This window comes from Paenibacillus sp. PL91, from assembly GCF_012935325.2.
Taxonomy (GTDB): domain Bacteria; phylum Bacillota; class Bacilli; order Paenibacillales; family Paenibacillaceae; genus Pristimantibacillus.
This window is the reverse complement of sequence record NZ_JABBYG020000011.1, coordinates 82,864-104,077: the sequence shown is the minus strand read 5'-3', so window position 1 is coordinate 104,077 and position 21,214 is coordinate 82,864. Positions and strand designations below refer to the sequence as shown.

Annotated in this window: 20 protein-coding genes; 8 read left to right on the top strand and 12 right to left on the bottom strand. The window is 48.9% G+C overall.

The features are described 5' to 3' along the window. Positions 1-210: 210 nt before the first annotated feature. The 3 genes from HI950_RS23055 to HI950_RS23045 form a co-directional block, all read right to left on the bottom strand. On the bottom strand, positions 211-1,305 hold the full coding sequence (locus HI950_RS23055) for an ABC transporter substrate-binding protein (RefSeq protein ID WP_169087598.1): 1,095 nt from the start codon (positions 1,303-1,305) through the stop codon (positions 211-213). An 88-nt stretch (positions 1,306-1,393) separates the two neighbouring features. Next, complete coding sequence (locus HI950_RS23050; RefSeq protein ID WP_169087596.1) at positions 1,394-2,296, bottom strand: ABC transporter permease; 903 nt, start codon at positions 2,294-2,296, stop codon at positions 1,394-1,396. Continuing rightward, a complete protein-coding gene (locus HI950_RS23045) occupies positions 2,296-3,057 on the bottom strand; it encodes an ABC transporter ATP-binding protein (RefSeq protein WP_169087594.1) in 762 nt (253 codons plus the stop codon). The genes HI950_RS23050 and HI950_RS23045 overlap by 1 nt, the downstream gene beginning before the upstream one ends. 218 nt (positions 3,058-3,275) lie before the next feature. Between HI950_RS23045 and HI950_RS23040 the strand changes: the two genes are divergently transcribed. Next, positions 3,276-4,946 carry a PucR family transcriptional regulator gene (locus HI950_RS23040; protein WP_169087592.1) on the top strand — a complete coding sequence of 557 codons (1,671 nt, stop codon included), beginning with the start codon at positions 3,276-3,278 and terminating at the stop codon, positions 4,944-4,946. 26 nt (positions 4,947-4,972) lie between these two features. Here the strand turns inward: HI950_RS23040 and HI950_RS23035 are convergent, their stop codons facing one another. Beyond that, positions 4,973-5,812 (bottom strand): YheC/YheD family protein, encoded by an 840-nt coding sequence (locus HI950_RS23035; RefSeq protein WP_169087590.1) that lies wholly within the window; start codon positions 5,810-5,812, stop codon positions 4,973-4,975. A 151-nt stretch (positions 5,813-5,963) separates the two neighbouring features. Here HI950_RS23035 and HI950_RS23030 point away from each other — a divergent pair, with 151 nt between their 5' ends. From HI950_RS23030 to HI950_RS23020, 3 genes are read left to right on the top strand one after another with little or no spacing between them, the layout of a single operon-like run. After that, the gene (locus HI950_RS23030; RefSeq protein WP_169087588.1) at positions 5,964-7,202 is read left to right on the top strand and encodes a phenylacetate--CoA ligase family protein; all 1,239 of its coding nucleotides are present in this window, start codon (positions 5,964-5,966) and stop codon (positions 7,200-7,202) included. 14 nt (positions 7,203-7,216) lie between these two features. After that, on the top strand, positions 7,217-8,188 hold the full coding sequence (gene sbnA / locus HI950_RS23025; RefSeq protein ID WP_169087586.1) for a 2,3-diaminopropionate biosynthesis protein SbnA: 972 nt from the start codon (positions 7,217-7,219) through the stop codon (positions 8,186-8,188). A gap of 33 nt (positions 8,189-8,221) precedes the next feature. After that, complete coding sequence (locus HI950_RS23020; RefSeq protein WP_187768152.1) at positions 8,222-9,205, top strand: 2,3-diaminopropionate biosynthesis protein SbnB; 984 nt, start codon at positions 8,222-8,224, stop codon at positions 9,203-9,205. 63 nt (positions 9,206-9,268) lie between these two features. On the opposite strand, the gene HI950_RS23015 is transcribed toward HI950_RS23020, so the two are convergent. From HI950_RS23015 to HI950_RS22990, 6 genes are all read right to left on the bottom strand, one after another. After that, positions 9,269-10,438 carry a response regulator gene (locus tag HI950_RS23015; RefSeq protein ID WP_169087582.1) on the bottom strand — a complete coding sequence of 390 codons (1,170 nt, stop codon included), beginning with the start codon at positions 10,436-10,438 and terminating at the stop codon, positions 9,269-9,271. 28 nt (positions 10,439-10,466) lie between these two features. After that, positions 10,467-12,290: a sensor histidine kinase gene (locus tag HI950_RS23010; RefSeq protein WP_169087580.1), complete on the bottom strand. Its 1,824-nt coding sequence runs from the start codon at positions 12,288-12,290 to the stop codon at positions 10,467-10,469. 72 nt (positions 12,291-12,362) lie between these two features. Continuing rightward, entirely contained in the window at positions 12,363-13,151 is a 789-nt protein-coding gene (locus tag HI950_RS23005; RefSeq protein ID WP_223285464.1) for a carbohydrate ABC transporter permease, read from the bottom strand. A gap of 120 nt (positions 13,152-13,271) precedes the next feature. Then, positions 13,272-14,165, bottom strand: coding sequence for a carbohydrate ABC transporter permease (locus HI950_RS23000; RefSeq protein WP_317618433.1), 894 nt, complete (start codon positions 14,163-14,165; stop codon positions 13,272-13,274). A gap of 72 nt (positions 14,166-14,237) precedes the next feature. Further along, the gene (locus HI950_RS22995; protein ID WP_169087576.1) at positions 14,238-15,581 is read right to left on the bottom strand and encodes an extracellular solute-binding protein; all 1,344 of its coding nucleotides are present in this window, start codon (positions 15,579-15,581) and stop codon (positions 14,238-14,240) included. Between the two features lie 249 nt (positions 15,582-15,830). Beyond that, positions 15,831-16,196: a hypothetical protein gene (locus HI950_RS22990; RefSeq protein WP_169087574.1), complete on the bottom strand. Its 366-nt coding sequence runs from the start codon at positions 16,194-16,196 to the stop codon at positions 15,831-15,833. Positions 16,197-16,456: 260 nt separating this feature from the next. On the opposite strand from HI950_RS22990, the gene HI950_RS22985 reads away from it, so the two are divergent. Next, positions 16,457-16,864: a DUF1761 domain-containing protein gene (locus tag HI950_RS22985; protein ID WP_169087572.1), complete on the top strand. Its 408-nt coding sequence runs from the start codon at positions 16,457-16,459 to the stop codon at positions 16,862-16,864. 101 nt (positions 16,865-16,965) lie between these two features. On the opposite strand, the gene HI950_RS22980 is transcribed toward HI950_RS22985, so the two are convergent. Beyond that, the gene (locus HI950_RS22980; RefSeq protein ID WP_169087810.1) at positions 16,966-17,202 is read right to left on the bottom strand and encodes a DUF6953 family protein; all 237 of its coding nucleotides are present in this window, start codon (positions 17,200-17,202) and stop codon (positions 16,966-16,968) included. Positions 17,203-17,392: 190 nt separating this feature from the next. Here HI950_RS22980 and HI950_RS22975 point away from each other — a divergent pair, with 190 nt between their 5' ends. The 3 genes from HI950_RS22975 to HI950_RS22965 all read left to right on the top strand — a co-directional run bounded on the left by HI950_RS22975 (position 17,393) and on the right by HI950_RS22965 (position 19,458). Then, entirely contained in the window at positions 17,393-17,842 is a 450-nt protein-coding gene (locus tag HI950_RS22975) for a MarR family winged helix-turn-helix transcriptional regulator (RefSeq protein WP_187768151.1), read from the top strand. 50 nt (positions 17,843-17,892) lie between these two features. Next, entirely contained in the window at positions 17,893-18,867 is a 975-nt protein-coding gene (locus tag HI950_RS22970; RefSeq protein WP_169087808.1) for an aldo/keto reductase, read from the top strand. 105 nt (positions 18,868-18,972) lie between these two features. Next, positions 18,973-19,458 carry a hypothetical protein gene (locus HI950_RS22965; RefSeq protein WP_169087568.1) on the top strand — a complete coding sequence of 162 codons (486 nt, stop codon included), beginning with the start codon at positions 18,973-18,975 and terminating at the stop codon, positions 19,456-19,458. 159 nt (positions 19,459-19,617) lie between these two features. On the opposite strand, the gene HI950_RS22960 is transcribed toward HI950_RS22965, so the two are convergent. After that, the gene (locus tag HI950_RS22960) at positions 19,618-21,180 is read right to left on the bottom strand and encodes an ABC transporter substrate-binding protein (protein WP_169087566.1); all 1,563 of its coding nucleotides are present in this window, start codon (positions 21,178-21,180) and stop codon (positions 19,618-19,620) included. Positions 21,181-21,214: the final 34 nt, after the last annotated feature.

The following is a 21,214-nucleotide window of genomic DNA, read 5'->3' as shown; positions in this document are numbered from 1 at the left end:
TCGCGCTCGCGCTCACTTCGTTTAAACACTCTGATTGCAGTTTATGAGGCGATACAGCCAAATAGTTAAACATCGTTAATCAAATTTTCAATGGATACAGCTTTGTAAAAAAAATCAGGCCGCGGACTATGAGGTCAGCGGCCCGATTTGCTGCTTATTTCGTGCAGATGCGCCTAACCTCAGCCCATCTGCGGCATTTTGATCCGACTATTACTTCAGCTCCGTCACGATCAAGCTTGCATCCACTTCTTTCAGCAGGCTTAGGTTATGGTAGGAAGCAGGCGCCGGAATCGACTTGATGTTGCCAACCGACTTCAAGTACTCGCCAACAGCCGGACCGTTGCTTCCGTTCACGTAAGTGTCGCCAACCTCCATCGAATACACGTTGCGGGTCATAATTTGCGTAAGCTCCTCTACGCTTAAGTGCAGCTCGGGAGCCAGCGTTTTGATTGCTTCCTCACGGTTGTCGTTGATGTAATCCGTCGCTTTCTTCAAAGCGCGCAGCACTGCCTTCAGCGTGTTCGGGTTTTTCGCAAGGAAGTCATCCGTTACTTGAAGCGTCGTATGCACGCTCATCCAGTTCACATCGCCCTGCTTGTCAGGCAGCTCGCTCTTCGTTCCGCTGAAGAGGAATTTGCCGCCGCCTTGTATCGCCTTCGTAATGAACGGCTCCCACGCAGCCAGCGCATCGATATCGCCTTTCTCTAGTGCAACAACCGCGTCACTAGGTGCGAGGTTTACGTATTTGATTTTGCTGGCGTCAACGCCAAGCTCTTTGGCCATGTTGTTGATCGCAATCGTAACGTCGGCGCCGCTCGGAATACCGATCGTTTTGCCTTCGAGATCCTTCGCGCTCTTCAGCTCAAGCTTGCTTGAACCAACTACCGCCTGCGTACCGGCGATTTGAGCGAGCGGAGCAATGATTTTGACCGGAATGTCCGTCGATTTCAAAATAATATCCATAAAGTTCGTTTGAATGCTCACAGGCGCGCTGCCGCCGGCAACCATCGGTCCGATATCCGGGCCGCTCTCAATCAGCTGGCTCGTTACGTTAAGCCCCTCTTCCTTGAAGTAGCCAAGCTTATCGGCAATAATTTGCTGCGAGGAGATTTGGGCGTCACGAACGCCGACCAGCGTTAGATCCACCGTCTCAAGCGCCGTTGAGGCCTCAGTTGTCGGCGCATTCGTGGACGAGCCTTCATTCACAGCTGCTGGCGCATTATTGTTGCCGCCGCAGGCAGCAAGCACAAAGGTTAACGACGTAAGTACAATTGCAGATTTGAACCAATTCCCCGATCTCTTCATAGGTATTCCCTCCACTTTTCTCTTTGTAGTTGTTTTGCTTTGCGCCTTGCGGGTTTCGCTTGTTGCCGACTGGCTCGGTTATGCAGCGTTACTTCTCGATGGCATCTCGAAGCCCGCCTTTGCGCCAAACCATGACCCTCTTCTCTACCAGCTTCAGCAGATAGGAGAACAAGCTATATTCCAAGCCAATCAAAATGATGGCAATGAACATATTGGAGATTTTAAAATAATTTCTTGCGTCAACGATGATATAGCCAAGCCCCGATTTTGCACCCATCATCTCAGAGACGATAAGAGCGGAGAACGAAAGCCCGAGACTGACCTGCGCCCCAACGAGGAAATTCGGAATAGCGGACGGCAGCATGACTCTTGTAAAAACTTGCCGCTCCGACGCGCCGAGGCTAAGCGCTGAACGAATTAAGGTCGATGGAACCGATTTGAAGCCGTCAAGCGTATACACCAGCACCGGAATAAAGGTAGTCCAAGCGATGAGCAGCACCTTCGGAAACTCGCCGATGCCGAACCAAATAATGAACAAGGGCAAAAGCGCCAGCGTCGGAATGGGTCCGACCAGATTAAGAATCGGCGAAAACCAGCGCTCCACCGTTTTGAACTTGCTCATAATGACGCCGAGGCCAACTGCCACCGCGCTGCCGATCACAAATCCGAGCGCAATTCGAATCGTGCTTGAGATCAGACTGTCCGTAATAATACCCGTCTTCGCCAGTTCCCAGCCTTCCGCGAGCAGCACGGTCGGAGCCGGCAGGAAGTTCGGATTAAAAAACTTGGCGGTTTCATTCACTCTAGAGAACAGCTCCCAGAACACGAAGAACAAGATGGAAGGGAGAATGTTGTATTTTTGAAAAAACGAATGGATTGCCGACGGGCGCTTGCCGCGTGTCTGCTTGCTAATAACGCTCGCTCCGCCTAATGCAGGCGATGCTGCTCCCGCTTCCTTTACCGTAGTTGTAGATAATTTCGCTCCATTCATTACGACCCCACCTTTGCAGGAGCAAGCTCCAGATGCTCCTCATCCATTAGAACCCGTTCAATCCGGCTCATCATTTCGCCAAAGCCTGTAGAATGCGACGAGCGAGGATGCTTGATGCCCACCTCAAAAATTTCCGCAATCTCGCCATGCTTCATGACGACTACGCGGTCTGCCAAGTACACTGCCTCGCTAATGCTGTGCGTAACGAACAGGATCGTCGGCTTCAGCTGACTGCAAATCTTTTGCAGCTCGACTCGCATCGTCTCACGCGTCAATACGTCCAGTGCGCCAAACGGCTCATCCATGAGCAAAATATCCGGCTTGCTCGCGAGTGCTCTCGCAATGCCCACCCGCTGCTTCATGCCGCCCGAGAGCTCGCCTGGATAATGCGAGGCGTATTGCTCCAGCCCCACCAGCTTTAGAAACTCCATCGCCGTTTCCTTCGCCTGAGCCTTCGGCATCTTCTGTACCTCAGGACCAAAGGCAATGTTGTCCTTGAGGGTCATCCAAGGGAAAAGCGCATGGTCCTGAAACACCATTCCCCGCGACTTCGAAGGGCCCTTAATCTCTTCTCCGTCTACCGTTATGGCACCGTCATCAGGCAAGAGGTAACCCGCAATCATATTTAACAGCGTCGATTTGCCGCATCCGCTATGGCCAAGTATGCAAATAAACTCGTGTGAGTTAACGGTGAGATCTACATTTTTCAAAATCGTTCTGCTTCCGAAGCTCTTCCCAACTTGGTTCACGACCAACTTCATTTCTCCAACCCCAATCCATTTTGTTGTCAGTTTAACTTACATGTATCGGTGATGTATAGCTACATCATAATCCGAATTCGTTTCCTTGTCATTGTGCACATTAGCTAAAAATAGCCGGATTTCGTTGAATAACCTATACAATCATACATTTACACCAATCTGCATAAGTGATATATTGATGTCATAAAACATAACATTAATCCATTGGTGGTGCTATCATGCTGCTCAAAGAGCTCATATCTCTCCCTATTTACGCGAATGCAAAAGTGGTTGCCGGACAAGACGGCATAACAAATAGCGTCCAGTCGGTGAATATCATGGACGCGCCTGATATTATTCATTATTTAAAGCCGCAGGAGCTGCTTTTGACGACAGGCTACGCGATGAAGGATAACCCTGAAGCGCTGCTGGCTCTCGTAACTAATATGGCGAAGGTCGGCTGCGCTGGTCTTGCGATTAAGACAAAACGTTTTCTGCAGGAGGTCCCGAGGGATGTCATTGAGCGCGCTGAGAAGCTGCAATTTCCGATTATCGAGCTTTCTCTGGAGCAATCGCTAGGGGATATCGCCAACTACTCGCTCAGTCATATTTTGGAGAAGCGCACCGACGAGCTGCACTATGCGTTAACGACGCATAAGCAGTTTTCTCAAATGATTATGCAGGGCAAAAGCACGGAGGATGTCATCGAAGCACTCGCGATTCTTATCGATTCGCCAGTTATGCTCATGAACCAGCATGCCGGACTGCTCTTTCGCTCCAGCTCCATGACAGAGGATCTGTATGCTGAGCTGATGAACGTGCTCCAAGGAGAGCTGGCAGCACCCCCGCTGCACAGCTCCATTACGATCCCGCTTCCCTTACAATCGTTCGCAGGCACGTTATATTCGTCAGCCGTGCTGCATCCGATCGTCACCTTTCAGCTGGAAGGCTGCTTGTTTGCATTAACGAGTGATATTAGCAAGCAGCTCAGCAACCTCACGAAGCATGCGATGGAGCAAGCCGCCAACGTTATTGGGCTGGAGCTCATGAAGAAGCAGGCTGTCAAGGAGCGGTCGCGGCGGTACAAAAACGAGTTTTTCTCCGACTTCGTCGATGGTCTGATCACTTCCGAGCAGGAGCTTCTGCATCGCAGCAAAAACTACGAGCTGCTCAACCATCCCGTCTATATCAGCGTTGTCGCCAAGCGGGATACGTCCTTCGACCTGCTTCGCCCCTCCAGCGCGCTTGAGTCGGACGGTCGCTTCATTTCCGAGCGCGACCGCCATTACAACCTGCTAAAAGGCGAGTTTTCGAAGCTGGATCTTCGCTTTGTCCTATTTACCAAGAACGAATATTTCTGCTTCCTCATCGCCATGCATGGGGGCCAGGATGTGACAGAGGGCAAGGGGAGCAAGTTTGTCGAGCAGCTGAAGCAGATGGTCGGCAGCCTTGGAGAGACACACGGCATCCCTATCTCGATCGGCATCGGCAATCCGGTATCGCAGCTTCCCGATGTGCCCTTGTCCTACAAGGAAGCGGTCGAAGCGCTGCAAACCGGCTACGATGCGCGCAAGAAGCAGTTTGTTCAGCCCTACCGCGCCAAAAACTTCAACAACTTGCTTCGGATGATCCCAAAGGAGGAACTGAGGGAGTATTACGAGGAAACGTTCAAGGATATGCTCAGCATTGAGGGGAAAGAGCGAAGCGATTTGCTCAAGACGCTCAGCACCTTCTACGAGACGCATTGCCAGCTTGCGGAGACCGCCAAACAGCTGTTCGTCCACCGCAACACCGTCACCTATCGCCTTGAAAAATGCGAAAGGCTCACCGGCCGCGATCTTCGCGATCCCGTCGAGAGCCTTCGTTTCCGCACTGCTTTTTCCATGGAATCGCTGTTTCTTGCCGATTAGACTTTAGTGGCGCAGCAGCGTCCTCTTTACAGCCCGCGCTTCGCCTTTTTACAGCGAAGCCTGTAGGTTTTTCCGTTCATTTTGCCGTAACGCACGATTCTGCGAAGCATCGTTTGATCATTAAGCAGCGCGAACGGACAAGGATCAGGCGAGGTGTTTACCTCAAGGATCCATGGCTTCAATTGCGCGTCGAGGGCAAGATCGAGACCAATCTCCACAATGCCGGGATAGACGCGATGAAGCCGCGTCGCCGTGCGGACGCCGAGCTGGTCCATCTGCTTCAGCATGCTTGTAAGCTTAGCCGAACTCGCATAGCTTCTCAGCAAATGCGCCGTTGGATAGATCGTTCCCCCTGCGCTTCCGTTCGTTACGATCTTGCGACGATGGGCTACCCTGCCCACTGTTGCTGTTGCATTCCAGCCGCCGCGAGGCGTTCGCTGCACAACGAGCCGAAGGTCAAAAGGGCATCCTTTATGCCTAAGCAGATGGATACCCTTCTGAATCAAATAGACCTTCCCCTTCGCGTATTTCAAAATGGAAAGGTATAACGCTCTATGCGTAGTGAAGGTTCGCTTCTTCAGGCCAAGCTGATACGTGTAGCTCTGAACGAGCTTGCCCGCTCTCTTAACCTCCTTTAATTCCACCTTCATCACGCCGCGTCCCTGAGATCCCTTTGTCGGCTTCACATAAACCATCCCATACTGCTGCAGCATTCCCTGCAAACGACTCTCCGTCAACATTTGTGTCATAGGCAAATGCTTTCTTATCTCAGCATCATTCTTCAACACCTCGGTCTTCGCCCACTTATCCGATATGTGTTTACTTAATTTATTCGTAGACGAAGCCTTAACGCGCTTCCCTCTCATCCAATCCCTCCTATCTTTCTTCACCCCCTAATAGCATACGAACCTTTTGCAAATTGGATGTAGGCCGCTGACGGCATAGGTCGAACCTGTAAACGCTAGCGACATATGCTTAATTAACGCATTCATCCAAGTTGCAGGAGGCTCAAACCGAATGTCGCCATTAACCCCGTTTCAGCAGCAAATAGAACGTATAGGCCAGCTGCACCCTTGGTACAAATCTCTCCTTGATGAGCAAGGAATAGATACGCAAGCATGCGAGTTAATCGACCTCCCCCTTATCACATCCGATATTTTGGAAAAGCATTATTTCACCCAAGAGGCTAGGCGCGAGGCCGGTTTATCTGTTTACCGAACCTCCGGCACCTCGTCGGGTGTTCGCAAAGCGATTTATTATTCACAGGAGGACGATGAGCGCTACATCGAAGCGAAAACAGCTTGCTTTCGGGACTGGCTCGCGGCGTCCGACTCAGACGGCCACCAGCCAATTGTGATCCGCAAAGCGTTAGCGGACATGGGTACGGGGCATGCGGCCAACACAGCCATGACGATCTTTGCGCGGCTTGGCCTGCAGGCAGATTCCTTATCCTTTGCGCTGCCCATCGAAGAGCATATCGCAAGGCTGGAATCCACTCGCCCAGACCTTCTTTATACGATGCCGTCGATTTTGGACGCGATCGCTTCCAACTCAGTCGATCCGCAGCATTATGGCATCAAAAAAATGATACTTGTCGGTGAAATTGCGCCCCTTCAGTGGCAGTCCAACATGGCAGCCCGGTTTGGAATCGAGCCTCGCCATATTCTCGATACGTATGGCTCGATTGAGATTGGCGCTATTGCCTCGTACTCTCACTCGCACGGCCTATATGTCATCGAAGACGGCATTCAAGCCGAGGCCCTGCCCGCCGAGCAAATCGATGAACAATTTGAGCCGTTGCAGCAAAATGAGGCCGTTCTTGTGCTTACCTCTTACGTGCGCACCTTATTCCCGGCCATTCGATACGTTACCTACGATGTCGTTCGAGATTTTCAGATCCGCATCATTGACGGGCGGGAGAGGCAATGCTTCAGCTGTATTTCTAAGCGGATCGGCACGGATCTGAAGCATGGGGAAAAAATCAGCCTATACGACATCGAAAGCGTCGTTCATCAATTCGTAAGCGATGCTGCGCTGCGCGTAAGGCTTCGTCATAACAAGCTGTCCATTCATATTCAAAGTAAATCGTTGAAAGATGAAATGCTTGTTCATATTCAGCATGCAATCGAGCATAAAATTGGTGAGATCGGACAAATGATTCAAAATCGCATGCTGGACGGCATTGCAGTGACACGCGCAGCGGAAACAGAGCAGCTTGAGCGCGGGGCGGTGAAATCAAAAAAACTGTATTTTTGAGGAGTGCTTAGCCTTTGGGTAAAAATGTGTTGTCAATCATCGGGAATACGCCGCTTATTCAGCTGTCGAAGCTGTTCGCTAATGATCGCGGCATTCAAGTATATGCCAAGCTCGAATTGCTTAACCCGGGAGGCAGCGCCAAGGATCGGTCCGCGGCCCGCATCATTAACGAGGCATGGGATGAGGGCGCCATCGGACCCGGCTCCGTCATTATCGAGTCAAGCTCAGGCAATATGGCCATTAGCCTCGCAGCTATCTGCTCCTATTTGGGCATGCGGTTCATCAGCGTTATCGATCCAAAGACGACGCAGCAGAACATTCGGATTATGCGCGCATACGGTGCCGATATTGAGCTGGTTGACAAGGTGGACCCTGAAACCGGACAATTTCTGCCTGCAAGGCTTCACAGAGTACAGCAGCTTGTATCGCTCACTCCAAATAGCTTCTGGCCGAATCAATATGCAAATAAGAACAACCACTTGTCCCATTCCGAGGGAACGATGCGCGAAGTCATCGGGGAGCTGGGTCATGTCGACTACATCGTTGGCGGAGTAAGCACCTGCGGTACGATGCTCGGCTGCGCTAATTATGCACGCGAGCATGGGCTTCCGACTAAAATCGTTGCCGTAGATGCGGAAGGCAGCGTTATTTTTGGCGGAGCAAACGGCATCAGACGATTTCCCGGCCTCGGAACAGGCATCATCCCTCCTTTTGGCCATACAAGGTTTATGGATAAGGCTATAAAGGTAGCCGACCTAGATATGGTCGCCGGCTGCAGGCAACTCGCTGCGAAGGAATCGATATTGGCTGGCCCTTCCTCTGGCGCGGTTATCCACGCCTTAAAATCAATCGAGAATGAGCTGCCAAACGATGCGGTATGCGTGGTCATTTTGCATGATCGCGGGGAGCGTTATATGGATACCGTATTTTGCGATGAATGGGTGGAGCAGCAATTCGAAGGGTTTCGCTTTAGATCAGATTCATAAGCTCTATATTCGATAATCGAAAGGATAATGCCCGTGTTATATCTCGGCGATCAGCATATTCGCACCATCGGCTTACACTGGGGAGAGCTTGTTGACAGCATTGAGACTGCGGTGCGAATTATGGATTCCGGAGACTATGCGCAGCCCATAAAGCCTTATTTGCGTTACCGCAATCCAGCCAATCGGATCATTGCCATGCCCGCTTACATCGGCGGCTCCATTCAGGCAGCCGGCATCAAATGGATTGCCAGCTTTCCTGGCAATATCGATGCCGGTTTGCCTCGCGCGCACAGCGTTACGCTGCTAAACAACGCCGATACGGGCATCCCGTACGCCATGCTTGGCACGCCGCTGCCAAGCGCCGCTCGAACCGCAGCGGTCAGCGGCTTGCTGATCCGCCATTATCTTAAGGAGCAAGATGCAGAGCGACGCTTTAAGCTTGGCATTATTGGCTTCGGACCGGTAGGACGGCTTCATTATGACATGTGCAGTCAGCTATTCGGGGAGCGCCTGGAGGAGGTGCACGTATACGATATACGCGGCTGCGAGCTGGATAGCCCTGAGCTGGCCGGTGTTGACGGCGCTCTGCGGAGACGCACCAAGCTAGCGAGCAGCTGGCAGCAACTATATAGCGAGTGCGATCTCATTATTACGTGCACCGTGAGCAATAAGCGGTATATCGATAGCCCTCCGGCAGCAGGCGGCCTACTGCTGGATGTGTCCTTGCGCGACTATACAGCGTCAGCCCTAAGCAGCATTACCGCGATTATTGTCGACGACTGGGAGGAGGTATGCCGTGAGAATACCGACATCGAGCTGCTGCATCTTGAACGCGGCTTATCCAAAGCACAGACTAGCTCGTTAACCGATGTCGTATGCCGAGGAGCTTTGGCGAAGTTCGCTGCATCGGAGCCCGTATTATTTTGCCCGATGGGTATGGCGGTGTTCGATATGGCGATTGCGAATTATTTTGTAGGGCGCGCTAAGGCTCTTGGAATAGGAATACAACTCAACTAACGCGCTATCCTGCAGAAGCAGCTACTCCATCATCACCCTCAAAGCGCTCTCGGATCTACGCGGCTATAAGCTCTTTTTCTCCAGCCGATACTGGCTCGGAGTGCTTTCGCAATATTTCCTAAACACCTGCGTGAAATGCCGGACATCGGGATAACCGACAAGCTCGCCCACCCGGGTTACGCTCATGTCAGGAGCAGCCAGCAGCTCTTTCGCCCGCTCCATCCGAAGCTGAGTCACATACTCCTTGTAGCCATTGCCCGTCTTTTGCTTAAATAGTTTGCTGAAATAAACCGGGTTCAAATAAACGACCGATGCGACGATTTCCAGCGATAAATTTTCTTTAAAGTTGCTGCGAATATATTGAAGAGCGATATCGATGACATCATTTTTATTTTCGGACGGGGGAACTGCCACTTGTGCGTTTTCGGCCAAATGGAGCTTGCGAATTTCACTTGGAATGGCATAAAAATCCGATAGCAGCGGGCTCATATCGAGCTGGTAAGCGACCTTCAAATAACGCGTCAAATGCTCGCTTGCGCCAGCTGTGAATGCCTCGGGTGTAAGACTCTCGTTCAACGTGACGACTCCGGTCAGGAAATCGCCATCCAGACTAAGAATGAAGCCTTTGCCGCTCAAGCCCAAATATTCGGACATGACGTTCTCGACGATAAAATTATGAAGCGTCAGCTCTCCACTGCTCGCAAGCTTAATCGTAATGAGATAGAACTGCTCATACTCATCCTTAATGGCTGTCAGATCGAAGCGACCAATATCAAGCCCCCCGATCCATCTTCTAAAAACGGCCTCCCGCAAATATTTCAGATTCAGCTCAAATAAACCGGCATCCGGCGTCTGGCGCTTCTCTTCGCGATACTCGTCTTCAAGGGCAGCAATCGCCTCAACAATCTGATCCTTGCCTATCGGCTTTAATATATAATCACGCGCTCCGAGCCGGAGCGCTTCTTGGGCATAGGCAAACTCGGAATGGGCCGTTACGACAATCCACTTCGTATAAGCGTGCGAACTTCGGACATGCTTCAGCAATTCCAAGCCATTCATGCCGGGCATCATAATATCGAGAAAAACGACCTGAATCCGCGATTGCTGCAGCACCTGAAGCGCCTCTGATGCAGAAGCGGCCGTGCTTACATCTAAATGCGGAAATGAATGGACAACCGTCCGTTTAATTCCTTCCCGAATCGCTCTCTCATCGTCAACCACTAATACATTCAATTTATGTCCCTCCGTTTCGCAAGTGCATTTACGGCTGCGGCTTTAATACAGGAAGCACTACGGTGACCGTCGTTCCGATATTTTCTTCGCTCTCCATTTGCAAGCCGTAACCGATGCCATACTCCAGCACAAGCCGTCGATGCACGTTCAAGAAGCCAGTACCCGAACGAAGCGTTTCGCCATAAACTTGCGGTTCGGCGTTATTCATACGCTTCTCCTCCTCGAGCTGGCTCCATTCGAGCCGCTCCGCGAGGCTCAGAGATTGCTGAAGCTCCGCCAGCTTCGCACGGGACATCCCTTTTCCATTATCTCTGATATGGATATACAGCTTCTGTCCCTTTTCCGAGGTCATAATTTGAACCAAGCCCTCGGCCTCCTGCTGCGTTAAGCCATGGATAACGGCATTTTCAATTAGCGGCTGGAGCGTCATTTTGGGCAATAGCGTTTGCAGCCATTGCTCATCAATATGGATATTTACCCGAATGCGGCCATCAGAGCGCGCTTGTATAATGGTCAGATAATGTTTAATCTGATCAAGCTCCTCCTTCAAGCTAACGAGCGAGCTTCGCCAGTCGCTGCTGTACCTGAACATCCGCGATAAAGAAAGAACCAAATTCGCAGGCTTATCATTGCCCTGCTCATCCAGCAGCCAATAAATCATATCAAGCGTATTGTACAAAAAATGCGGATTAACCTGCGATTGCAGGGCATGAATTTCAGCGTTTTTCTCGCTCGCAGCCGCCATTTTCACACGCTCTACAAGCTGATGGATCTCGGTAACCATCCGGTTGAAATGCTCGTTTAAATAATTGAACTCATCATAGGAGCGCGTAGCGACCAAATTTGTGCTCAGATTCCCCCGCTCGACTCGTTTCATCTCCTGCACGATCGTCTTGATCGGTCTCGAAATGGATCTGGACAGGAAGGTAGCCAGTATAATAGCCAATAGCACGAGTGAGGATGTCACAATAATAAAGTAGCGGTTCACCTCTGCCCGCTCGACCATCGTAACCGGCTTGGGCGTAATGCTAAGAAGCTTCCAGCCCAGCTTCTGATCCCTTGAGGTTACGATTAAATGGCTGGAGTCACTGTTGTCAGCAGCCTCAAACAGAAAGGAATAGCGCGACAAATCCGATAACGTCGGAGCAGCTTCATTTTCCGGGCCCGAGGATACCAGCAATCGGTTTGCATCCGAATAGACATACGAGCGGCTGTCTGGCTTGATCATCAAGTTATTCATCGAGGAGATGAACGATTTCGGATCAGCCTCGATTAGCAGCACGCCTAATGGCCTGTTTGTAAACAAATTGGTCATCACACGTCCGAACGTAAACACGGCATCATCCCTTACCGTCAGCGACTCCTCCAGCATACCGCCCCAAACCATCGCGCCGTCCGAGCTTTCCAATTCCTGATACCACTCATTTTTCAAAAAACCGCGATTCAATGTATGGGTAGTCGTTTCGTAGCTGTACACGTTGCCATTGCTCGTAATGACATGAATGCCCTTCACATCGTTATAGCTGTAAAGAATCGAGCCTAAAGCGCCCATCATCAGCAATTCCTTATTAAACTGCAAATTAGGATCCGTCTCTTCCTTCGACAGCAGCCGCTGAATTTCCGCATTGCCAATGATCGACTTCGTGAGGCTGTCATACCCTTTAGCCAGCAGCGTAAAATTATCCATCGCTTGCGAGACGTTTCGCTGTGCAGCCTCGCCGACACGCATATCGATTTGCTTCGTCGTGTAATGATAGAATACACCGGTAACTCCGCTAAGCAGCACTAGAGTAGACAGCAATATCCAGAGCAGCAGTCGCGCGCCGAACGAGTTGAGCCTTAGCCTTTTCAAAAACGTACCCCCTACAAACATTCCAATCTCTCAAACGCAAAAAGGCTGTCTCCAGCCTTTCATTGCATCCGCTTAGCCTTTAACTGCACCAGCAACCATGCCCTTCGTAATCTTCTCCGATAGAATGAAATAAACGATGATGACGGGCAGCGCTCCCAGTACAAGGAAAGCGCCAATCGCGCCAAAATTCGCCGTATATTGGCCAACGAAGCTATTAAGTCCAAATGGCAGCGTCTTGAGCGAATCAGAGGATAGGAATGTTGCTGCGATAATATATTCGTTCCAAATCGAGATAAACGTAAGTATCGTGACCGTCATGATCGGCGGCACCATAATAGGAAGGATAATGCTGAAAAAGGTTCTATAGATCGATGCGCCATCGATCATAGAAGATTCTTCGATTTCATGCGGAATGCCCTTTAGAAATCCCGACAGGATGAACACGGCAATCGGAATCGAGAACGCGACATATGGAATAATGATCGACAAATGCGTATTCAGAAGATGCAAGTTTTTGAAAATAATCATGAGCGGCAGCAGCGTGGACTGAATCGGAATCATGATCCCGACCATGAACAGCAGCAGAACCGTGTTGCCATAACGCCACTTAAACCTGGTGATCGCATACGATACCATGCCGCTGAACACAAGCGTTAGGATCAGCGTCGTTCCCGTTACGATAATGCTATTTCCAACATACTTCATATAATTGCCCGAAGTAAAGGCCTCCGTATAATTGTTCCATTGCAGCGATTTAGGCAGCGCGAAAAATTGGCCGGACATAATCTCGCTATTGGTTTTAAATGAATATAGCAGGAGCCAAATCAGAGGATAAAGCTGCGTGACAGCGAGTATCCCCATAAACACCCAAGCTCCGGCACGTCTGATTTTGCGAGTATCGAAGCTCTCGGTTTTTCTGGACGATGCTCTCGCAACCTTCTTGCTTGCTGCTTCTGTAATCATCTCTCGTAGCTCCCTTCCTTAGGATGCGGCTTCTTCTGCGCGCTTGAACAGCAGGTTCAACACAACCGTCATCACTAAGCAGAAAATGACAAGGAAGGTTGAAATGGTACTGCCATACCCATATTTGAATGAATTGAAGGTCATATAATACATATGCGTTGATATGACCTCTGTCGTATTGGCTGGTCCTCCGCCCGTCATAACGACGATGAGATCGAAGGCCTTCAGCGAGCCGATGACGGCAAGCACGACGGAAATTTTGATGACCGGCGCCAGCAAGGGAAGCGTAATATAGCGATCCGCCTTAAAGCCTTCCGCGCCGTCGATGCTCGCTGCCTCGTAGAGATCCGTCGAAATATTTTGAACCCCCGTAAATTGAATCAGAACGTGATAGCCGATATACTGCCAGAAAATAACGAAGCACAGTGCAAAAATCGCTATGTCGGTATCCGCCAGCCAGGTTCTGGTCCAAGATTGCAGCCCTGCAGCTGTGAGCAGTTGATTGAGCATCCCCCCGAGCGAAGCCGGATTATAGATCGCTTTCCAGAGCTGCCCGATAACGACAACGGAGAGGATAACCGGCAAAAAGTAGCTGGAGACCAAGAAATTCGGTTTTTTCACATAACGGCTTAGCAGCACGGCTACCAATATGGCAATCGGGATTTGCGCAAGCGAGAACAAGGAAATATATAACGTCCTCAACACAGCCGGCCAAAATATCGTGTCTTTCGTAAACAATACTTTATAGTTTTCAAGCCCAACGAATGTTTTCTCACCCATTCCGGCCCATTCCATAAAGGAATAGTAGACCGATACGAGAATAGGCGCAAAAACAAAAGCTAAATAAAATAATAAACAGGGAAGAACGAAGACGGCTAACGTTCCTTTGCCTACTCTCAACACACCGTTCACATGAATTCCCTCCTATGCTTTGCTAGAACCCGCAAAGGGAACCATCCGGCTCCCTTTGCAGCTACCATTTTTTTATTTTTTGTTCAGTTCCCACGTGCTTTGATGTTCTTTAGCCAGGTCTTCCGCTTTAACGTCTTTGATAAGCAAGCTTTGCAAGCCAGTCAAATGCGTTTGCGTCGTTGCAGGCTCGATCACGTTGTCGAAGTTCATGTCGCCGCCTTTCACTTCATTGAAACGGCCCATCGCATCCACAGCAAGATCGGAGTAGCCTGCCGCTTTAAGGTCACCTTCTACTTTTTGCGCTAAGCCTACAGCCGCTTTTTGGCCAAAAGCCACCTTTGGATAGTTCAGAAGAAGGTATTTCAAGAACGCTTTGCTTTCTTCCAAATGCTCGCTGTTTGCGCCGAGCGCATAAGCTGTGCCTGGAGCAATAACATAGTCTGTCGCGCTGCCCTTGCCGCCAACAGTAGGGAACGGCAGGAAGCCGATTTTACCTTTTACCGCTTCAGATGCATCAATGGATGCAATTTCCCATGTTCCCATGAAATACATGGCCGCTTTGCCGTCACGGAATTGCTGCGATGCGGTATTGTAGTCGTATGTGGCTGCTCCCTCTTGGAAAGCGCCAGCTTTTATCAAATCCTGCGTCTTCTGAATCGCTTCCACGAATACGGGATCTGTAAAGCTTTTATTGCCGGCTACAACGTCATCCAGAAATTTCGGTCCGCCGTTTACGCGCTGCAAAATGTTCGTGAACATGAAGGAAAGCGGCCATTTGTCCTTGCCTGCAAGCATAATGGTAGGGATGCCTGCATCTTTAAATTTCGGAACCGATGCAATGATGTCCTCGAAAGTCGCTGGCGGCTGTACGCCGGCCTTCTCAAACAATTCCTTGTTGTAGTAAATGCCTGCGATATTCATGTTGTAAGGAAGCGCATACAGATTGCCATCGAAGGAATAGTAGTCAAGCACGCCCTCTAGGAACGTTCCTTTTAGCTCATCGTCCAAAATATCATTTAACGGTGCCAGCACTTTGCCATTTGCGAATGGCTGCAGCTGCGCGCCAGGATTGACCATCGTAATGTCGGATACTTCGCCCGATGCGGCTTGCGTCTTCAGCTTAACCTTCTGCTGCTCGGTATCAAGACGATCCCATTCAATCGTTACATTCGGAAACTCTTTCATATAATTATTAGCGATCTCTTCCTCAATCTGATAAGATGGCGTGCTTTTGTCCGTCTGCAGGGTTTGGAAGGTAAGGGTTACTTTCTTCGCTTCCGGCTCATTCGACGCTGGAGCGTTCCCTGTTGCCGTCCCGCCTTCACCATTGCTCGCTACATTGTTGCTTCCGCAGGCTGCTAATGTGAATGTTAGCGCTGTCGCCAATGCTAAGCCCATCACTCGTTTTTTTATCATATCTTGTTTCCCCCTATACTAGATATCGCTTACATGTCTAACTGTACAATTTACGGAAGTTCCCTGTAAGACAAAAAATCAACCACTCATGTTTAAATTTTCAATCACATTTTACGACACATACTCCCATTTTAAATAATACCTTGTACTTTTGTCCCCCATCCCGCACAAATAAAAAAGGATGACGCCAGCAGCTGCATGGCATCATCCTTCTAGGTACTGCTATGATTAAGCGGCGACCCGCTCGCTTTATGCGGATTGCCCCAGTCGATTGACAGGGAATGAATATACTTTAGAGCGATCTCCGGATTTCGCCGCATCATCGCTGGCTTTCCGTGTATTCGTAAGCTCCATAAACCAAGCCTCGTCCCACGTATCTAATGCCAAGTCAATGGAGTTTTGAAAAATTTGGGCATCATCCAATGCGATGTCGGATACGTTTTTGAGCCAGGATGACCGAACCGCAACGATTTTCCCTATGACTTCCTCGTTATCTGATTTCACAACATTCACGGTAACAAATCCTTGCAAAATATCGATCGTTTCGACAAATCCGTGAATAAGCTCGCCATCCTTCGTTTTACCTTGCACCCAGTCGCTTATGTTGAATTTCATCTTCCAACACCACCTATCCCTAATAGTAAGAACACTCGCTTAACTGTAACATTTTTTTGTACATTTACTGTAAAAAAGTAGACGATTCTCTGAAACTTGCTTCTTTCAAGCGCCGTCTTCTTCCTGACTTCCATACTGTAAGTTTAATGATTACAGTTCACTTTGTCAAGTTGTTATAAAATTTGGGCTTTTCGCTAACGAGCTGGCTTCTTATCTGCTAAAATAAACATGGCTTTACTCATTAAAGGAGGAATTAACGAATGGTGCATCTGGCTGATGTCAATTATGTAGCTGTATTGCTTGCAACGATCACGACGATGGTGCTAGGCTTTTTATGGTATTCCCCTATTTTGCTCGGCAATGCATGGATGAAGCAACGCGGCTTATCCAAAACTGAAATGTCGGGAGGCGGAGCACTGACCTATGTGCTGACAGCCTTGACCGCGCTTGGCGGCTCCTTTGTATTGGCGCTGCTGCTCACGCTTGCTGATGAAACAACGGTATGGAGCGGATTAGTCGTAGGACTGCTGATCGGAATTAGCATTTCGCTCAAAATCGGCATGAACTACTTATTTGAAGGACACAAGCTTGGCCTTTACTTCATTACGATCGGCTATCACTTGATCTCGTATGTAATCGCTGGCCTTATTATCGGCTGCATGCAATAATCAACGATATTCAACGGAGAAAATAAGGCGCTATTCGTATGAACAGGCATCAATGCCGTGCTTATGCGATAACGCCTTTTCTATCGTCTCGAGGCAATGATTTAACTCCAGCCCCAGAAGAAGCCGTCTCTCTCCCATGCTGCTTTTCCTTTGTGCAGCTTACGGAACACCTTTTTCACTTCTTTATCAATCGACTGATTGCCATGCTCATTCACATATATAAAAGATTCGCCAAAATGGCTCTTAATATGCTCAACGGCAGCACTTTGATGCAAAATTCCTTTTTCCTTCAACTCATTCAGCATCCATTCTGCAACCTCATTAGCGGTATAGGACATCATTCTCACTCCTTCATCAAATAAACGCTGTAACTATAGCATACTTAGACGTCTCACTTCAATAATACTTGATCTGCGGCTGTCATTGACAGTCTATTGCCATTTCCTCTATATTATATTTATCACAATTTAATTTTACGAAATAAAGCGATAGCAATAAAAATTCACCTTCCTAATGGAGGAAAACAATATGGATACCAACGAAATGTTAAAGCTGGACAATCAAATCTGCTTCGCCTTTTACGCCTGTTCCAGAGAAATAACGAAGCTATATCGGCCGATGCTGGAGAAAATAGATCTGACTTATACGCAATATGTTACGATGCTGGCTCTATGGGAGCAGGATCATGTGACCGTAACCGCGCTTGGCAATAAGCTCTATCTGGATTCAGGCACCTTGACCCCTCTCCTTAAAAAGCTGGAGGCTGCCGGACATATTACTCGGACACGTGATCGCAACGATGAGCGGAGCGTATTGGTTGCGCTCACCGAGCAAGGAAGAGCTTTAAAGGAGCAAGCGCTCGATTTCCCTTATCAGCTCGCATGCAAGCTGGACGGAACGCCGGAAGAAGGAGCCGCGATGCTTGATCTCATGCATCAATTTCTGCACAGAATGCAGCAAAGCGCAGCCAAGGAGTAATATCAAATTTGCCGCTACTTCATTACTTGTTCAGGAGGCAACACGCCATGATGAAATCCGTACTCCGGCCCTTTGGCCCAACGAACTTGCAACTATCGCCACTCGGCCTTGGCTGCTGGCAGTTCAGCAACGGCAAAGGCGTTGTGGGAAAATTCTGGCCTGTTCTGCAGGGCGCCATGATTAATGATATTGTCAAAATCAGCTACGAGGGCGGCATGAATTGGTTCGACACTGCCGAGATTTACGGCAACGGTCAATCCGAGCAATTGCTTGCTCGTGCATTGCGCGAAACCATTCCTGCTTCAGACCCTGTATTTATTGCGACCAAATGGTGGCCGATGATGCGTACCGCAAGCAGTATAGGAAGCACCATCGATGAGCGAATACGTCAGCTAGAAGGCCGAACAATAAACCTGTATCAGGTGCATCAGCCCTTCTCCCTCTCTTCCGTAAGCAGCGAGATGAAGGAAATGGCGAAGCTGGCGGCTGCCGGCAAAATTGGGCATGTAGGCGTAAGCAATTTCTCCGCCAAGCAAATGCGCGAGGCTGACCGTGTCCTGCGGGAGCACGGCCTGCGGCTTGCATCCAACCAAGTGAAATACAGCCTGCTGGACCGCCGAATCGAGCAGAACGGCATACTGGAAACAGCGAAGGAGCTAGGTGCCGCTATTATCGCCTATTCCCCGCTTGAGCAAGGCATATTAAGCGGAAAGTTCCATCATGATCCCGATCTGGTCAAATCGATAAGCGGTCCTCGCAAATGGAGTCTGGCATTCCGCAAGGAAGGGCTGCGCCGAGCGAAACCGCTCATCGATTCGCTGGAGCAAATGGCTGGCCATTACGATGCTACCGCAACGCAAGTAGCGCTGAATTGGCTTATTCACGCTCACGGCGAGACAGTATTCGCGATTCCAGGCGCATCCAAAGTCCATCACGCCGAGCAGAACGTGAAGGCGATGCGCTTCAAGCTAACCGCCAATGAAATAAAGGAAATTAGTGAAGTGTCACGGTTCGTCTGTCGCTGAGGCCGAATAATCAATCCGAATCTCGTTTCTCGATTCAAAGCTGTGAGGAAAGGGTATAAGAAGTTGTAACCTCATATTAGCTAAAAAGCGAGAGGAGGGCTCACCATGACGGTGACCATCGGCATTTTCAAAAAAGAAGAAGGCGTTTTGGAAGCGACCAAAATGTTTCAAACGGCTCGGACGAATGATTACAACCTGCGGATTGTCTTAAAAAATAAGGAGTCAGCTCCGATACTGGCTTCTCAATCAGATGTCCCTGTTGAAGAGGTTTATGAAATTCTCGAGGCAAGGGGGCCACTTACAGATAGGGTTGCCCCGCTTGGAGCGGTTCCGCTCGCTGCTGGCGGCTACACAGCCGGATCGGTTGGAGCAAGCGGCAGTCCTGCCGGCTTTGTTCCAGTCGTTAGCGATCTTGATGATCACCCGGGTACAAATGACGTGCTGCATGATATCGGAATTCCTGAGAAGCATGCGAATGAATGCGGCGATGCGCTTGAAGTCGGACGATATTTGCTAATTCTCGAAACGGATTCCGAGGAAGAAGCCGAATCTCTGCTTCGACTGGCTGGAGCCACTAACGTAGTATATTAAAAAGTAAAGGCTCCCCTAAAAGGGTACCCATACACTGGACACTTTGAAAAAAGGGTTTAGCGTATGGGTACTTTTTTATCACAGATATCAGTGAGGACTAAAAAAGATGACTCCTGTTCAGCACAGGAGTCATCTCTTACGTGTGGTCTAGTAATTGTTTTATTTCTTCGCTGCAAGGAATGCATCGATTTGGGATTGCAGTTCGTTCTGAATCTTTTCGATACCTGCTGCTTTGATTTGTTTGTTCAAATCTTCAAGGCCTTTTTCCACGTCTTTGATCACACCGTACTCCAGTGGAATCGCATAACGAAGCATAACATTACTTACATTAGCAACTTCTGTTTTTACTTTACTGTTATCGAAAACAAAAGTTTCAAGCGGATAGTGGTACACGTTGCTATCCCAACCGTTCTGCATAGCAGTCGCTTCCTCAGGGAATGACTCATTATCACGGTTTAGAGGGGAGTTAAAGCCCCAGAAGGAGAAGCCAGTGTAGTTCGGGCTTTTGTCTGTTGATTTGAATTTTTCATCACCAACAGCTGTGTAGTGAACGCCTTCAATACCGAGATTAATTAGGTCATGCAGCTCTTTGTCATTTTGCATCAAATCAATAAACATAAGTGCACGTTCCGGATGTTTCGATGTTGCATGTACGGATACCCCGTTCTGTGTAGCAACAGCTTGGGATTTCTTATTGTTTGGGTTAATGTCAGCAAGTGCAACTTCGTATTGATTGGTTTGGCGCATCAAGGCCATGAGAGAGCCGAGCGTACCCATATTATGAGAAATAGAAGCGGTTTTACCCTCTCTGAAATCTTGCTGATGATCATTTTTGTTGTTCAGAACGTTTTTGGACCAAGCATTATTGTCCGCAAGGTCTTTGTAGTAATGAAGCAGCTCTTTAAATTCTGGTGTTTCATAGACATTAAAGACCTGTCCAGTTTCATCCGTTATTTTAAAGCCGAGTGGAATGTCTAAATCAAACAGGTTCCAATCATTTTGTTGCTTCAACAAGATACGGTCTAGGTTGTGCATCTTCCAGTCGCCAGTTTCCGGTGTGAAAGGAGTGATTCCTTTCTCGTTAGCTGCCACGGCCTTTAAATAGTTTGCAAATGTTTCCGGGCTGTTGATTGCAGGCAGGTTGTATTTTTTGCGCAAATCTTCACGATATAGAATAAGTTTCTCTACTGATTCACCAAGGTTTTGAGGAACCATATACAGCTTGCCGTTTACTTTAGCTTGATCCCAGTTCACATCGGACATTGCTTTAAAAGTTTCAGGCATATAGGTTTTAAGCATCTCTTCTGTCAATTCAAGAAAGCCGCCTTTTAGCGCCTGATCATTATATCCAGCCCAGTTGGCTGTATAGATAAGGTCGAAATTTTCGTTAGCCGCAAGCTTCAAAGGATATTTCTGCGCCCAATCGGACCAATCCAGAAATTCACCTTCAAGTGTTACATTGATTTTTGCTTTCAATTTTTCGTTAATAGCTGCAAAAACACTGTCATAATCAATCGGTTTAGGTCCTACAAACACCATTTTAAGTTTAACAGCCTCTGATGTATCTACTGCGCCTGCGACTTGCTCCGTATTTGTGCTTGTCTCTCCACCGTCAGGTGTCTCGGTAGCAGCAGGTGCGTTATTTTTGTTGCCGCAAGCACTGATTATCATCACCATTGCCATGATCAAAGCGAGCATCATTATACTTTTCTTTTTAACCATTTGAAATATCCCCCTTATTATTTATCGATAAACC

Excerpts from the sequence above, each read along its gene's own strand:
- HI950_RS23040 (WP_169087592.1), top strand. The coding sequence starts at position 3,276 with ATGCTGCTCAAAGAGCTCATATCTCTCCCTATTTACGCGAATGCAAAA.
- HI950_RS22960 (WP_169087566.1), bottom strand. The coding sequence starts at position 21,180 with ATGGTTAAAAAGAAAAGTATAATGATGCTCGCTTTGATCATGGCAATG.
- HI950_RS23035 (WP_169087590.1), bottom strand. The coding sequence starts at position 5,812 with ATGAGAGGGAAGCGCGTTAAGGCTTCGTCTACGAATAAATTAAGTAAA.
- HI950_RS22990 (WP_169087574.1), bottom strand. The coding sequence starts at position 16,196 with ATGAAATTCAACATAAGCGACTGGGTGCAAGGTAAAACGAAGGATGGC.
- HI950_RS23005 (WP_223285464.1), bottom strand. The coding sequence starts at position 13,151 with ATGGGGATACTCGCTGTCACGCAGCTTTATCCTCTGATTTGGCTCCTG.
- HI950_RS22985 (WP_169087572.1), top strand. The coding sequence starts at position 16,457 with ATGGTGCATCTGGCTGATGTCAATTATGTAGCTGTATTGCTTGCAACG.
- HI950_RS23045 (WP_169087594.1), bottom strand. The coding sequence starts at position 3,057 with ATGAAGTTGGTCGTGAACCAAGTTGGGAAGAGCTTCGGAAGCAGAACG.
- HI950_RS22970 (WP_169087808.1), top strand. The coding sequence starts at position 17,893 with ATGAAATCCGTACTCCGGCCCTTTGGCCCAACGAACTTGCAACTATCG.
- HI950_RS22965 (WP_169087568.1), top strand. The coding sequence starts at position 18,973 with ATGACGGTGACCATCGGCATTTTCAAAAAAGAAGAAGGCGTTTTGGAA.
- HI950_RS23055 (WP_169087598.1), bottom strand. The coding sequence starts at position 1,305 with ATGAAGAGATCGGGGAATTGGTTCAAATCTGCAATTGTACTTACGTCG.
- HI950_RS23030 (WP_169087588.1), top strand. The coding sequence starts at position 5,964 with ATGTCGCCATTAACCCCGTTTCAGCAGCAAATAGAACGTATAGGCCAG.
- HI950_RS23050 (WP_169087596.1), bottom strand. The coding sequence starts at position 2,296 with ATGAATGGAGCGAAATTATCTACAACTACGGTAAAGGAAGCGGGAGCA.
- HI950_RS22980 (WP_169087810.1), bottom strand. The coding sequence starts at position 17,202 with ATGTCCTATACCGCTAATGAGGTTGCAGAATGGATGCTGAATGAGTTG.
- HI950_RS22975 (WP_187768151.1), top strand. The coding sequence starts at position 17,393 with ATGGATACCAACGAAATGTTAAAGCTGGACAATCAAATCTGCTTCGCC.
- HI950_RS22995 (WP_169087576.1), bottom strand. The coding sequence starts at position 15,581 with ATGATAAAAAAACGAGTGATGGGCTTAGCATTGGCGACAGCGCTAACA.